General features: G+C 59.6%; 10 protein-coding genes and 1 pseudogene. 4 read left to right on the top strand and 7 right to left on the bottom strand.

The window, feature by feature from the left end:
* The first annotated feature begins 95 nt into the window (after positions 1 to 95).
* Positions 96 to 350 (top strand): hypothetical protein, encoded by a 255-nt coding sequence (locus tag A9Z05_RS36505; RefSeq protein ID WP_124504941.1) that lies wholly within the window; start codon positions 96 to 98, stop codon positions 348 to 350.
* 793 nt (positions 351 to 1,143) lie between these two features.
* Here the strand turns inward: A9Z05_RS36505 and A9Z05_RS36500 are convergent.
* The 3 genes from A9Z05_RS36500 to A9Z05_RS27505 all read right to left on the bottom strand — a co-directional run bounded on the left by A9Z05_RS36500 (position 1,144) and on the right by A9Z05_RS27505 (position 3,888).
* The gene (locus A9Z05_RS36500) at positions 1,144 to 1,752 is read right to left on the bottom strand and encodes a hypothetical protein (RefSeq protein ID WP_141723494.1); all 609 of its coding nucleotides are present in this window, start codon (positions 1,750 to 1,752) and stop codon (positions 1,144 to 1,146) included.
* A 1,071-nt stretch (positions 1,753 to 2,823) separates the two neighbouring features.
* Positions 2,824 to 3,396 (bottom strand): cupin domain-containing protein, encoded by a 573-nt coding sequence (locus A9Z05_RS27510; protein ID WP_069620874.1) that lies wholly within the window; start codon positions 3,394 to 3,396, stop codon positions 2,824 to 2,826.
* An 81-nt stretch (positions 3,397 to 3,477) separates the two neighbouring features.
* Complete coding sequence (locus tag A9Z05_RS27505; protein WP_059496349.1) at positions 3,478 to 3,888, bottom strand: hypothetical protein; 411 nt, start codon at positions 3,886 to 3,888, stop codon at positions 3,478 to 3,480.
* Between the two features lie 226 nt (positions 3,889 to 4,114).
* Between A9Z05_RS27505 and A9Z05_RS27500 the strand changes: the two genes are divergently transcribed.
* The gene (locus tag A9Z05_RS27500; RefSeq protein ID WP_069620873.1) at positions 4,115 to 4,954 is read left to right on the top strand and encodes a helix-turn-helix transcriptional regulator; all 840 of its coding nucleotides are present in this window, start codon (positions 4,115 to 4,117) and stop codon (positions 4,952 to 4,954) included.
* 103 nt (positions 4,955 to 5,057) lie between these two features.
* On the opposite strand, the gene A9Z05_RS35390 is transcribed toward A9Z05_RS27500, so the two are convergent.
* The 4 genes from A9Z05_RS35390 to A9Z05_RS27480 form a co-directional block, all read right to left on the bottom strand.
* Complete coding sequence (locus A9Z05_RS35390) at positions 5,058 to 5,630, bottom strand: Fur family transcriptional regulator (RefSeq protein ID WP_084044471.1); 573 nt, start codon at positions 5,628 to 5,630, stop codon at positions 5,058 to 5,060.
* Positions 5,631 to 5,754: 124 nt separating this feature from the next.
* Entirely contained in the window at positions 5,755 to 7,224 is a 1,470-nt protein-coding gene (locus A9Z05_RS27490) for an efflux transporter outer membrane subunit (protein ID WP_249190364.1), read from the bottom strand.
* Positions 7,211 to 10,345 carry an efflux RND transporter permease subunit gene (locus A9Z05_RS27485; RefSeq protein WP_371090924.1) on the bottom strand — a complete coding sequence of 1,045 codons (3,135 nt, stop codon included), beginning with the start codon at positions 10,343 to 10,345 and terminating at the stop codon, positions 7,211 to 7,213. Before A9Z05_RS27485 ends, A9Z05_RS27490 begins: the two co-directional genes overlap by 14 nt.
* Positions 10,317 to 11,465 carry an efflux RND transporter periplasmic adaptor subunit gene (locus A9Z05_RS27480; protein ID WP_069620870.1) on the bottom strand — a complete coding sequence of 383 codons (1,149 nt, stop codon included), beginning with the start codon at positions 11,463 to 11,465 and terminating at the stop codon, positions 10,317 to 10,319. Before A9Z05_RS27480 ends, A9Z05_RS27485 begins: the two co-directional genes overlap by 29 nt.
* Before the next feature lie 431 nt (positions 11,466 to 11,896).
* Between A9Z05_RS27480 and A9Z05_RS27475 the strand changes: the two genes are divergently transcribed.
* Positions 11,897 to 14,089, top strand: a complete 2,193-nt coding sequence (locus A9Z05_RS27475) for a TonB-dependent receptor (protein ID WP_069620869.1) — start codon at positions 11,897 to 11,899, stop codon at positions 14,087 to 14,089.
* Positions 14,090 to 14,606: 517 nt separating this feature from the next.
* Positions 14,607 to 14,670 (top strand): annotated as a pseudogene (locus A9Z05_RS36490) (LysE family translocator); the annotation flags it as partial.

Below are 14,670 nucleotides of genomic sequence, written 5' to 3'. Positions count from 1 at the left end.
ATGGAGCGACCTCTCACAATCAATGAATAACAACCAATCGGTTCTGGTTTTTCTTCAACAACGCCTATGCCTGCCGGTTCCATCCGGAACCCTGCATGCGAATTTCCCTCCGGCACATCCTTTCCGGAACGCATTGCTCACGCGACTCGATCGCGATCTGCGAGATGGCTGCGACTACTGATAGTGGGAGAATCGGTTGCAATGAAAAGCGCGAGCGACGTCACATCCGGCAGCAGCTTTCGGGCGATTTGCAGGCCAACGTCAATGTCGTCGGCCTCCGCCGTAATTTTCACGAGATTGCTTCCATCAAAGATTTCATTCAACGAAGCGCTCTCACGAATCGCTTTTAAATAATCCGTCGCGAGCGGCCGGCCTCATGTTTCCCCATCGGAATACGCGTGCATGACTGACGTCCGCATGCCATCGGCATCGCAGTGCGAGCCGATATTCAGGGGCTGGGCTGGGCGGATATTTGATTCAGGCACGACCTACACCGAGGTGCAATGCTTGACGGGTTGGCGCCCACTGCATATCCGATGGATGGCGAGGATTTTCTTTGCGAGACTCTTATCCTGGCTCCGCAAAGATTGCGGGCAGACTTCCGCCCACTACCGCACACGCTGCCGAAAGCAAGCCTCGCGCAAGCAAGACATGTTTGACTCCGTCGAATTCCCGCTCGAATCGCATAAATCCCGGTGCGTCACCCGTAGTATCGAGCGGATCTGCGTATCCACGTATATCCGCCATGAATATCGTGTCACGAGATATTTGCCGCATCCGGAGGTCATCGAGACAGAGCGGGATGACGGGCGTGAGCAATGGATGGCTCCACGAATACATATCCGCCAAATAGACCTCATCTGTTAGCGATCGATCGAATTATGAGGCTCCGCGAAATTTTTTAAAATGTCGAAAATGCTATTTCAAACACAACAAATTCGGATTATCGGCAAATATTGCGCCTGACGTAGATGCCGCGCTTACCTTTCCATTGATTATGTAATTTGGAAGCTTTACGAAAGCGACTGGGAGAACGACTGGGATTCCGATTACCTGGTCGCAACCCGAGAAACGCCAGGCTGTCGAGAGAGAGCGCCTTCATCGATGCGGGGAGAGAATTCATCGAGGCGCGCTGACCGTGCGTTAGTGCGTTACGCAGGCCAGCTTGCAATGATTGGCTTCGCGCCACCCTTCGCTGCTAACGTTACCCAACACCCGCGATTTCCATTGGCATTCGTTCCATTTGAGACCCGCTTTGGAGTCGAGTACCATGCCACCACCGACTCCATATACCCCAGAACCGTTCTTTCCCAGCGTGAGTGTCCAAATTGCAATGTTTAGCGAAAATCCCCATTGGGATGACCTCTTTACAGAGGGCGCGTATTCGTCGCAAATGGAATGATTGACGAGTACGACATTGGGAAAAGCAGCCGATGCACCGTCCAATCCCGATACTAGCGAGACGATTGCTCGATAGATCATCTTGATCGGAAGCTTATCGGAGGGAGTACTTTCAACCGTACTTGCGCCATTGGCAGTGAGGACTGGAACAACAACGACCTTTTGCTCTAGTGGTTGCTGCGGCACATGTAAGTCGTCACGAACGACCAGTGAGGCCGTCGCCGTGCCGTGATAGCGGGCATTCACCGGCACCTGCACGCCCGTTAGATCGACCTCATGTACGATAATTTTCCCATCAAGAGCAGCATGGGATGCGATCGGATACCCGTCTGATGACAGTTTCGACTTCACGAACGCGCGAGCATTTCGCTTCCGCGACAGCTCTCAGGTAGACGAGTCTCGCGCGCATCACAACGAGATCTTTCTCTTCGAATGTTGAAACATCGCGCCGAGCAACGACGATCGGCGACCTGGCCGAGTTACGCCGTGCGTAGCTTAGCGTTAGCCGTTCGCGCTCCCCGCTCCTCACTCCCCGCTCCTCTCTCTGCCGATAAGCGCTCGAAGTGAAGTGGCGGTTGAGTGTCCTCAGTGCGGCAACAACGACGCGATGGTGTCGATCTAACATTGCGTCAAAATCCCACACTGAAAAATATTGACCTGCCGATTCTCGCAGAGCAAGTCAGACCTTATCCCGAACGCGGGGGACGCCGCCTTTTATTCAAAGACAACATATTGAGACGACGGACATCTTTTCTGAGAGCCCACAATAACTTTGGGCTCTCAGAAAAGGTGTCGTTGGTCCCCTAGACAGATCAAGGGCTTGGACATCTTTTTTGAGAAATTTACATGCCTCTCTTCTCAGAAAAGATGTCCGTGGCCCTGGGAATTCTCAGAAAAGTCGTCCTTGGGAATGTCGCGGCCCTGCCTAGGTGTCTCGACGGAACTGGGCAACCAGCAGCGCAATGAATGAGCGTTTCAGCGGCAAGCGCAGTCAGCACTCCTCGCGCTATATGCTCGGATGAATCGTCTTACGTGCAAGCCGCCGAATTGTATGTCGATAGCGGCGTAACTGGCGCGATGATGGGGGCGCCAGCATATCGCCGGAATTGAGCACAAGTTCCGTGTATCGTGACATCAGCGAATTTCCCTCTGCCCCACCACGCGGCGCCGTTCCCCTTACGACGCCGGCCGCTGAACACGCGCGACGCATCACCCATCAACTCTTGTGGGTCTCTCCCGTGACCCAGAAAGCAACATGATCTCGCTCAACCATCATGGCTTGGGTCTGCCGGAAACGCCATTCGCGGGGGGAAAGGAGTCGAGGTACGGATCGGAGGGGGGCCGGAAGCGATGGTGGGGGCACGAAAAGCGTCTACGGCCTCACAAAATTCGCCGCCCGTCCATGTGCGCGCCGCGCGCCGGTCAAAGCAGCCGCGGCGTGCCCACCCAGACCAGCACGGCCTCGTCGTCGCGCGTGTTGGTCCAGATAGGCGGAATCGTCGATTCATAGTGCGCGCTGTCGCCCACACCGAGCACGAACGTTTTGCCTTCCAGCGTGATCGTCACTTCACCGCTGAGCACATGCACGAATTCCTCGCGCGCGTGCATGGTTCCTCTGCCTGGGCGCTCGCCGGGCGACATACGCACGAGAATCGCTTCGAGTTGGCGGTCGCCCGGCCGAATCGACAGGCGCGCGAGCAGATCGGCGGAATCGGCGAAGGCGAAGTACCGCAGATCCTCACGGCGTCGCACGCAACTTTCCTCGGTCGGCGTATCGATGAAATAGCTGGCTGACACGCCCAGCGCTTTCGCGATGCTCGCGAGCGAAGTGATCGACGGGCTGGCGTGATCTCGCTCGACCTGCGAAAGAAAGGGCTTGGAAAGCTGCGAGACGGTCGCAACGTCGTCCAACGTGCGACCCTGGCGCTGGCGCAGCAAGCGAATCTTGCTGCCGACGGAGACGGAGCGCTGGGTTTCGACCGTTTTCGATGCCATTGACCTGCCTCATTTCTTCGGTGCGCGTACCGCCTCTTAACGCGCCGGCCTCCAGATTCCGACCCACCTCATCAGTCGGGCCTAGTGCGACGATGCATCCGTTTGCTCGCCCGGCAACAACCTGCGCGCCAGGGCCAGCGCCTCGTCTTTCGTCGCAACCGTGAGCATGGGATAGCCCCAAAATTTTTCGTACACCAGAGCGAACGCCTTGGTCGCCAGTCGCTTGGCGGTATTCGGTTCGATGTAGATCCCTGCCTTGACGAAGGTCTGCAATTCGCTCTTGTGGCGTTTCATCCAAAGCGAGGTTTGCTTCCTTTCTTCCGGCGAATGTTCGTGTTCGCCTTTATCAAGCCCCTCGTCGTTGAGTAGAACGAAAACCTCCTTCCGTGCGAGCAATCCCTCGAACTCGGCAAAAGGCGAGGCTGTGGGCTCAGTGCCTGGCGCGTTTAGTCGCATCCAGACCAGGGGGAACTTCGAGGCGTCAATCAACATGCCAATACTCCTTCGGCGCATCACGGGAAATAGCTGGCAGCCCCACTTCGTCAGGAAAACGAGATACCCCTCCGGACCGGAAGCACAATAGCCGTGGCGAGCAGAACGACCAGCATGGTCAATCACACGATACCGACGGAATGACTGGACGTCATTGCACAAGTTGGCCATAATATTTTTCAATTAGGCCAGCGCCTCATCTTGGATCCCAAGCCCGATACGCATCATGTCAAGCATTGCCATCACCGATCCGACCGTGGCCAAGGACGTGGATAACCTGCCCCGGCCCGTTGTCGCCCTGAGTGCCATGTCGGTAGCAAAGGGCTGGGAACATGCGAGGCATCGGCACCGTAGAGCGCAACTGCTTTACTCCGTCCGTGGCATCCTCAACTGCGAAATCGAAAACGGTGTCTGGATCGTGCCGCCGCAATGCGCGGTATGGATACCGGGAGACTTGCCCCACTCGGCACGGGGATCCGGTGAAACCGAATGTCATTGCCTGTTCGTGGAGCCTGATGCCGCACCGGATCTTCCGAAAACCTGCTGCACGATCTCCGTCTCGCCATTGCTGCGCGAGTTGCTTCTGAAGGTGGCCGGCTTCCCCGCGTCATACCCGTCGGGCGGCCGGGAAGACCGACTGATTGCCGCGTTGCTTGATGAGTTGGCGGCGGCTCCGGTAGAAGACCTGCATTTGCCGATGCCGCATGATCCGCGATTGCGCCGACTCGCGGAAATGCTGTTGGCCGATCCTACCGACAAAACCTCAAAGGGCGATTGGGCTACCCGCATTGGCATGAGCGAGCGAAGCATGAGCCGGCTTCTGCTGCACGAAATCGGCATGAGCTTCGGACGCTGGCGCCGGCAACTGCATGTGATCCTTGCGCTTCAACGCCTGACCATCGGCGAAAGCGTACAAACGGTGGCGCTGGAACTGGGCTACGAAAATGCCAGCGGGTTCATCACCATGTTCCGCAAGGCGGCAGGCAAGCCGCCAGCACGATACCTTTCCGATCGAACGACAAACGCGCAGTCTGATGCCGTACGCGGCATCGTGCTTCCCGATTAAGTCTCACCTTGAGTGGAGCGTGCCGTCGTCCACCGAGCATGGAGGCCAGGCAGCAAACAGCGGCGAGGCGCTGTCAAATCGGGCGACCTCGGTTTAAGGTCACCTATTCTCTTCTCCCGCGTAACGGCCGACATTCCGCACACGTCACGGTGATGGTAAAAGCTGGCTCGTTGTCGAGATCGAAGCCTTCCTTGGTCGCCAGTGATCGGAGATGCTCGTGCAATGCCCGATCCTCAATAAAAACCAACCGCGCGCCACAGTGGCAGCGCACGGTGTCGTTCTGAAGGTTCTTCCTGTCCGGCTTGAGCGCGTAGAGTGCGCGGCCTTGTGCGCCCTCCGTACGGACCAGCAAGCCGGAGGTCCATAAATCATTCAGAGCACGGTAAATCGAGGCCGGTTTGAGGCTGTCGAGTTGCGTGCAGAGGATGCGATACATTTGACTGGCATCGAGACAGCGCGGCGCCGCCTGTTCCAGTACGGACAGGACACGGGTACGAGCGATCGTCGGTCGCAGTCGGCTGGCCGCCAATCGTTGTTCCTGAGACGACATCGGCGGTGTGGTCGCCGGACAGGCTGATGTGGTGTGCTTCATCGTGTGTTTGCCAGACGGCAGGCTCTTGCTACCGAATGATGTAATCAGGTCAATGATCCGAGGCGGGTCGTCGTGCGGGTCCATATCTGTATTCCTTCGCTATGCCGAACTTCCGGTTGTTCGCGACAACGCGGAGCCGCGTGGCTAATGGTTGGCATCAGACATCGGCGCGACGGTGAGATCGCCCACGCGCCGATGCCATCAAGCATTACTGCGTACTGGCCTGTTCCCAGCCACCACCAAGCGCCTTGAATACGCTGACTCGCGCAGAACCGACTCGCTGGTCAGCAGCGGCCACCTGGGCTTTCGCGTCGATCAGACTGGTCTGTGCCACGATCACGTCGAGGTAGCTGATGGAGCCGGCGCGGTAACGCTGGTCGGCCAGCCGGAAGGCATTCTCGGCACGGTCACGCGCCTCTACCAGCGCATCGCGCTGCTGCATCGCCGCGCCATAGGCGCTCAACGATTGCTCCGACTCCTTCAGTGCATTCAGCACGGCGCCGTCGAAGCTGGCCAGCGACGCCGCGCTTTGCGCCTTCGCCTGCACAATGCGACTGCGAGCCACCATCATGTTGGGGAACGTCCACGAGATGAGTGGCCCAAAAGAGAAGGACAAGGTGCGATTGCCTTTCAGGTAGTCGTTGCGCAGGTAGTTACCCGAGGCGCCCAGCGTGACACGCGGATAGAGATCCGCCACGGCCACGCCGATGCGGGCGGTATCCGCCGCCAGTTGGCGCTCGGCCTGACGTACGTCGGGACGACGACGCAGCAGCGCAGTGCCATCGCCAACCGGCAACGCACCGGAAATCTCGGGAGCCTTGGTGCAGGCACGCGCCGGTTCCGGCACTTGCGAGGGCGTGCGCCCCGTCAACGCGGCCAGCTCGAACAGTGCGGCTTCGCGCTGGCCTTGCAAGGGCGGCAATGCCGCCTGGGCCTGAGCCAGCGTGACGCCAGCCCGTTCGACATCCAGATGCGACGCCGAGCCAGCGTGCGCCTGGCTGTCGATGAGATCCAGGCTGCGCTGTGCCAGCTCGACGGACGAGCGCGCTACGCCGACGGACTCACCGTAGCTGCAGGCGTCCACATAGGCCCGCGTCGTCTCCGCAACAACCACTACCCTGGCGGCATCGTAGGCGGCGGCGACTGCATCGGTGTCGTCGCGAGCAGCCTCGATGTCGCGCCTGACCCGACCGAACAGGTCGAGTTCATAGGAGACGTCGAGGCCTGCGCTGTAGCTCCATTGCGCGGGGGCCTGGCCGGTGCCGGACCACGTGGTCTGATCGCGCCCGTCTCCCACGCCGCCTGACATACTGGTCGAAGGGAATTGCCCGCTGCGCGCTTCCGTGTAGATGGCCCGCGCGCGATCGAGGTTGGCCATCGCCACGCGCAGGTTGGTATTGGCCGACAAGGCTTCCTGCACCAGATTGTCGAGCGCGGGGTCGTCATACAGCTTCCACCAGTTCGCGGGCAGCGCTTCGGCGACATCCGTATTGGACGGGTGACTGACGAAGGGGCCTGCAGCGGTTTCCGGTAAGGCTGGCGCGTGGTAATCGGGGCCGCTGGCGCAACCTGCGGTGATAATGGCAACGGCCATCGCCATGAAGGCAGCGCGCGGAGAGGGAAGCGTCGCCGGACGCGACACAATACGCATCGCAGGAACCGGTTTAAAGGGCGACATCGGGAGCCTCCGCAGTAGCGAGTTCGCGGGCGCGAGAACTTTCCGCTGTTACCCGGTGATCCTTGGCGATGAAGCTGTAGATGGTCGGTAGTACGAACAGTGTGAAGAAGGTACCGACCATCATGCCCATCACCACCACGATGCCGATGGAGAACCGGCTGGCCGAGCCTGCGCCGTCTGCGAACAACAGCGGCACAAGGCCGGCAACCATTGCCGCCGTGGTCATCAAGACAGGACGCATCCGCACCGCCGCCGCCTTCTCGATCGCCTCGATGCGGTTCAGGTTTTCATGGTGCTGGATATGGTTGGCGAAAGTGACCATCAGGATGCCGTGCTTGGAGATCAGGCCGATCAAGGTGACCAATCCGATCTGGGTATAGATATTGAGCGTGGCAAAGCCCAGCCACAGCGGCACCAGCGCGCCACAGACCGCCAGCGGCACGGTCACCAGGATCACCAGTGGATCGCGCAGGCTCTCGAATTGCGCGGCCAGCACCAGGAAGATCACCACCAGCGCGAAGCAGAATGAGACAAGCAGACGGTTGCCTTCCTGCACGAACTGGCGGCTCTCGCTGAGCCAGTCCACACTGGTGCCGGGCGGCAGCGGCTGCGATTGCAGGAACTTCACGGCCTCGCCCATGCTCACGCCCGGCGCCGGCAGCATTTCGAGCGTGGTCGAATTCATCTGGCCGAACTGGGTGAGCTGGTTCGCTTGCGGGCGCATCTCGACATGCGTCACGGTTGACAATGGCACCAGCGCGCCGGAGGTCGTTTTGACATAGAAACGCCCGAGGTCTTCCGGTGTCATACGCTCGGCGCCGCGCACTTGCGGGATCACGTCGTAGGAGCGGTCGTGGAAGTTGAAGCGATTGACGTAGTTTTCGCCGACCAGCACGGCAAGGGTATCGGCGACAGACTGCATGGTTACCCCCATTTCGCTGGCCTTCGCATTGTCGATCGTGATGTGCGCCTGCGGGCTGTCGTAGGACAGGTCGTTCTGCACGTAGAGGAACAGACCGCTGGCATATGCCGCTGCCTTGATCTTTTCGCCGGTCTCGTACAGCGTCCTGAAGTCGTCGGGCGAGCGCAGCACCATCTGCACCGGCAGGCCGCCGCTGGAACCCGGTAGCGGGGGCAACTGCACGGCGGTCAACGTCTCGCCATCGATGGCGCCGCCGGCGGCTTGAATCTGCCCCTGGATCTCGGTGGCCGACCGCTTGCGTTTCGACCAGTCCTTGAGGATCGCGCCACCGAGCATCATGTTCTGGCCACCGGCGGAGTCGCCGATATTCATGAAACTGCTGTCGAACTCGGGAATCTGCTCGAACAGCTTTTCGATCTGCTGAGCATAGCGGGCGGTGTAGCCGACGCCCGCATATTGCGGGGCCTTGGTGACGACGATGACGGCGCCTTGATCCTCGGTCGGCGCCAGTTCGCGGCGAGTGCCGGTGAACAGCACCGCGATGGCGGCCAGCACGGCCACACCGACCAGCAGCACCGCACCGCGAGCGGCTAGCGTGCGGGCCAGCAGGCGCCCATAGAATGCCGTCAGCCCTTCCATGTAGTGCTCGACCCGCTTCGCCAGCCGTCCCTCGCCCTGCCTGGAACTGAGCAGCATCGAGCTCATCACCGGCGAGAGCGTCAGCGCGACCACTCCCGAGACGATGACCGAGCCCGCCAATGTGAAGGCGAACTCCTTGAACAGCGCGCCGGTCAGTCCACCCATCATGCCGATTGGCGCATAGACCGCCGCCAACGTGATAGTCATGGCGATCACCGGCCCGACGATTTCGCGTGCGCCGAGCAGGGCCGCGCGCACAGGTGTCAGCCCCTCCTCAATGTGTCGATGGATGTTCTCCACCACGACGATGGCATCGTCCACCACCAGACCGATCGCCAGCACCATCGCCAGCAGTGTCAACAGGTTGATCGAAAAACCGCAGACCAGCATCAACGCAGCGGTACCGACCAGCGACAACGGAATGGTGACGACCGGAATGATCACCGCGCGGAACGTGCCGAGGAACAGGAAGATCACCGCGATCACGATCACGATGGCTTCCACCAGCGTGTGTTTTACTTCCTCGATCGAAGCATTGACGAAGCGCGCTACGTTGTAGTTAGGCGCTACCGTCAGTCCTGGGGGCGCCATTGCACGAATCCTGGTCAGCAGTTCGTTGGCCTGCTTGACGATCTCCAGTGGGTTCCCGGCCGGCGTGGGCTGGATAGCGACGAAGATCGCGGGTATGCCGGTGGCGAACGAGAGGCTATTGTAGTTTTGGCCGCCTATTTCCACGGTGGCGACATCCGACAACCGCACTACGCCTCCGCCGGGGCTCGACTTCACGACCATCCGGCGGAAGTCCTCGACGCTGCGCAAATCGGTAGCCGCGCTGATGTTGGTGACGGTCAGCGCGCTCTTGAGCTGGCCCGGCGCGGCCTGCACGTTGTTGGCGCGCAGCGCGGCCGATATCTCGCCGGCCGACAGCCCGCGCGCGGCCAACCTCACCGGGTCGATCCAGATGCGCATGGCCAGCGTCTGGCCGCCATAGACGTCCGCCGAGGCCACCCCCGGGATGCTGGTGAGCAGAGGCTGTGCAACCCGCGATGCGAAATCCGTCACTTGCGGGATCGACAGCGTCTTGCTGTAGAAGGCGATGTATTGCACCGCTGTACCGCCTTCGGTGGACTTGCTGATGACCGGATCGGTGATGCCCGCCGGCAACTGGTACTTGACCTGCTGCACCTTGGCAAGGATTTCGGTCATCGCACGATCGGCGTTGGCGTTGAGCACCAATCGCGCCTTGATCTCGCTCTTGCCTTGCGTGGTGGTCGAACTCAGGTATTCAATCCCGCTGGCCGTGGCGATGGACTGCGCGATCGGCGTGGTCACGAAACCCTGCATCACGTCCTGGGTTGCCCCCGGAAGCGTGGTACTGACCGTGATGGTGGCGTTTTCGAGATAGGGGTATTGCCGCACCGGCAACAGGAAAATCGACGTGGCACCCATCAGCAGAATGAGCAGGCTGACGACCAGTGCCAGAATGGGTCGACGGATGAAGATGTCTGTAAAGCGCATGGCGTGGTTTCCTTTACCGCGCGCTGGCGCTGGAGGACGCAACGGCTGGGGCATCAGGAGTCGCCGTTGCCGAAGGGGGCGTGCTGTTGATTTTTACGGTCGCACCGGGCGGAAGACGGTTCTGGCCAGCCATCACCACGACGTCGCCAGGCTTGACGCCTTGGGTGACAAGCACCTCCTCCCCGAGCCGGCGGCCGGTGACGACCGGCACGGCAACCGCCTTGCCGATTCCCTGCGCGTCGGCCCCTTTCACGACCACCACGCTGTCACCGGAGGCCGAAGTCTGGATCGCCGTCAGCGGCAATACGATATTGTCGGTCGTGGCGGGCAATTCCAGCCGCGCCGTCACGTACATGCCGGGTTTCAGCAACCGGTCGGTATTGGGCAACAGCGCCTGAACGGCCACATTGCGGGTTTCTCCATCGATACGCGGTTCGATGGCGCTGATCCTGGCGGTGAATACCCTCCCCGGCACGGCATCCACCGTTACCTGAACCGGTGCGCCCGACGTCAGCCTGGGCATGTCCTGCTGCGGCAACGTGAAGTTGACATAGAGCGGATCGAGCTGGGTCAGCGTGGCGATCGCGTCACCGGCATTGAGATACTGACCCAGGTTGATCCGTCGGATACCTAACTGACCGGAGAACGGCGCGCGAATCGACTTTTGCTGAATGCGTGCGTCCAGTTGCCGGACTGCCGCCGCAGTCTGGGCAGCGTCCGCCATATGTTGTTCGAGCAATTCGCGCGGTTCCGCACCGGTAGGCGCCAACGCTTGCGAACGCCTGAGTTGCAACTGGGCGAAATCGGCTTTGGCCACGGCAGCGGCACGATCTGCTTGTTCGGGGGCATCGTAGAGCTGAATCAGCACCGCCCCTTCCTTCACGGACTGGCCTGCGTCGAAATTGACGGCGGTCACTCGCCCCGAGGTATCGGGAGCCAGCAGCACTTCATGCACGGCTTGCAGGCTGCCAACGGCCTGCCACTCGTCGGCCACACTGCGAGGCTCTGCGCGGATCGTCGAGACAGGCATCGGCGGCATGGCCTGTTGTTCTGCGCCGCCGCTTCGAACAGCGCGCCAGGCATACAGCAGGCCGAAGACAACGACCAGCCCAACAACGCTTATGACAATGGGTTTGGTACGGGAGAGAGCGGCGGTGCTCATGCGCGCCCCGCTCGAGCAAAGGGAATCGAGATGGCGCTTGAACGGCCGCGCATGGCCGATCTGCCGATGATATGTGAGTGCACGGGTATTCCTCGGGAAGGACGAAGTACTCGGCCGGCCAGAGAACAGACATGGCAGGCCACGATGAGGCGCAGCCTACCCGTGCAACCACACTTCTACACTGCGAAATCTAGTCAATTTATTTCGCAATACGGCCATCTCGATGGAAAGACATACACTTGGCCTGATTGAACAAGGAATTGGCCAAATCTCGCTACGGAGGTGTGTCGCCGAATCGGTAAATTGACGATCCCGATAATGCAAATGAGTCTCGTTTAATGTCTAACACGCCTCATATTGAAGGGCAATGTGCGGTCCATCGCTCTCCCTTTCATCCATCCCTTGGCAGAAGTTCAGGCTCGATCGACGCGATGCGCGAAGGGCTCCCGGCGTGTGGCTTGCGTGTCGTCCGTACCGTCCGACATACATTGCTCAACGCAACGATTGCCGCAGCCGTCGCCGTCGCTGCTCCGGACGTGTTCGCTGCCGAAGGAAAGCAAGCGCAATCAACCACTGAGTCGCCGGATAGCGGCACGTCGGCATCGAGCGCAGAGAGCACGGTCCTTGAGCCCGTCACGGTCACCGCCCGGAAAACGACCGAACGCCTTCAGGATGTGCCTGAAAGCATCACGGTTCTGCAGGCGAAGACCTTGAAGGAATCGCCCTTCGATCCAGGTGTGGCTATCGCCGGCCATGCGCCCAATGTGCAATGGGTCAGCCGCGCCACAGGCTCCCAGTGGTTCTCGATTCGCGGTGTCAGTTCACTTGGGACGCCTGCCAACTACGCCGATGGCACGATCGCATTCAATGTCGATGGTGTGCCGAACAGCATGATGAGCGCGTCGAACATGTTGCTCGACGTCGACCATATCGAAGTGTTGCGCGGCCCTCAAGGCACGCTATGGGGAACCAATGCGCTGGGCGGCGCCATCAACGTTGTCACGAAGCAGCCTGACGGAACTCGGGATGTTCACGTGACAACCGAGGTCGGCGAACACGGCTATCGCATGGGCGAGGCGGTTCTTGGCGGCAATATCGTGCCCGGACAACTCGACGGACGCATGGCGATCCGTTATGGCCATGAGAATGGCGATATACGCAGCCTTTACACCGACAAGCTGGGCAAGCGCGACATCGGTGCATTCCGTGGAGGACTACGCTTCACGGGGCTGGACGACACGCTCATCACAGTGACGGGTAACTATCTGCATGATCAGGCTAACTCCCCGCTCTATGTCCTGCGTAGCGCCAGTCAGTTTCCGACCAGTGGCATCCTGACCGAGCCGGACTTGAAGACGACGCAAGCGGGCGCCACCGTGACCGTCGAGCACTTCTTCAAGAATTTCCAGCTCACTTCCATCAGTTCCTACCAGCACAACAAGCTGGAAAGCGAACTCGATCTCGTGGACAAACTTGTCTATGACGCGATCGGGTTTCCCGCATCCAGTAACGTGGGCCATTCGACGGATCAGGAGAACATCTTCAGCCAGGAGATTCGGCTGAATTCACTCGAAGGTGCCCCGGTTCGCTGGGTCGTCGGCGCCAGTGCCATGCGAACCAACGGCATACGCTGGTGCAGCAGTACGCAGTGCGCGCCGCCTCCGTATTCCGGCTCAGTCGCGATGAAAAGCAATCTCGACACGACCAATCTAGGACTGTTCGGGGACGTTTCGATCCCCTTTGCGAACCGCTGGGAGTTTTCGATCGGCGGTCGGGTAAGCCATGACAATATCGAGATGAAGCAGGACAACTCCCTGGGCCTCGCTTCGCTGACCGGCTCCAACTCAACGTCGCAAACCTATCCGACAGGTCGGGTAGCACTCTCCTTCAAGTGGACGAACGACATTCAAAGCTACGTGTCGGTTGCTCGTGGTCACGCGTCACGGGTGTACCCGCTCTTTAGCTATCCGGTCGATGGCATCGTGGGCAACCCCTATCCGGCCGCTTTGGGGTGGACTTACGAAGCGGGCGTCAAGGCCGATCTTCTTGACCATCGTCTTCAGATCGATGCCAGCGTCTATCACAACGACATCAAGAACGGTGTCATGTCCTATCTCGATCCTTCGCTTGGCGCTTTCCGGACAACATACCAGGACTACAAGACCAGTGGTTTCGAATTGCAGGCGCGCGCGCTCATCGCTGAAGGCTTGAGCTTCTCCGGAGGCGTCGGCTACATCCATAGCGAACTCGGAGCCAACGGCGCCGCGGTCAATACGGTCACTGGCAATCCTGTTCCGAACACACCGAAATGGACGGCGACGGCCGGGCTGCAATACGAAACCTCAGCCAAGGCGATTCATTTGCCCGGCAAGCTCTCTGCCGACCTTCAATACCAATACACAGGCAAGCGCACCGCGGATATCGACAAATCTTATTACCTTGATGCCTATAGCCTTGTGAATGCCCAGATTGGATGGAAAAACAAGGATCTCGAAGTTTATCTGTTCGGCCGCAATCTTTTCGACAAGCGCTATGAAACCTTCGGCAGCCTGTACTCGGGCATGCAGCTGGTTTCGGTCGGTCGCGGCCGTACTTTGGGGGTAGGTCTGACCAAAAGCTTTTGATTGCCGTCAGTATGGGCATCTTGTCATCTACCTTCGCTTCTCCACAAGATTCACACGATTGCGGGAGCCGATGCCCCCCCGTGATGCCGAGAGAAACACTCGAAGGACAATTGCATGCTACATCCGGCTCAACGTGCCGGAGCATCGATTTCTCCGTAAGTTTGCGCGGACGAACTTCAAACGTTAAACGGGCAGGTAAGCGCCTCCAATACGAAAACAACAACAGGGCGAGTTCGGCCAAACATGCATGAAAAATCCGATATTGGCAAATTTTCCACGATCATTCCCGCATAGGGAGGTAGGTTACACCCTTAATGTGCAGAAGGCGGCCAATTATTCGAAGACAACCTATTGAGACCACGGACATCTTTTCTGAGAAACAACATTGCTCATCTCTTAGACGTCCGACAAGTCTCGCCCGTACCGGCATCCGCCAGGCAAACTGTGCCGGTACTGTACAGAAAACCGTCGCTACACTGGATCCATCCCAGCCTTGAACACAAATGGAGAATCCGCGATGGAATTCCTCACCCTCAGCGCACTGCCGGCCGGCATGCTGTTCGCGCTCGTCACGTCGATCA

The sequence above is a fragment of the Burkholderia sp. A2 genome (genome assembly GCF_001729305.1).
In the GTDB taxonomy this organism is placed as follows: Bacteria; Pseudomonadota; Gammaproteobacteria; order Burkholderiales; family Burkholderiaceae; genus Burkholderia; species Burkholderia sola.
This window is presented reverse-complemented; position numbering and strand designations above follow the sequence as displayed.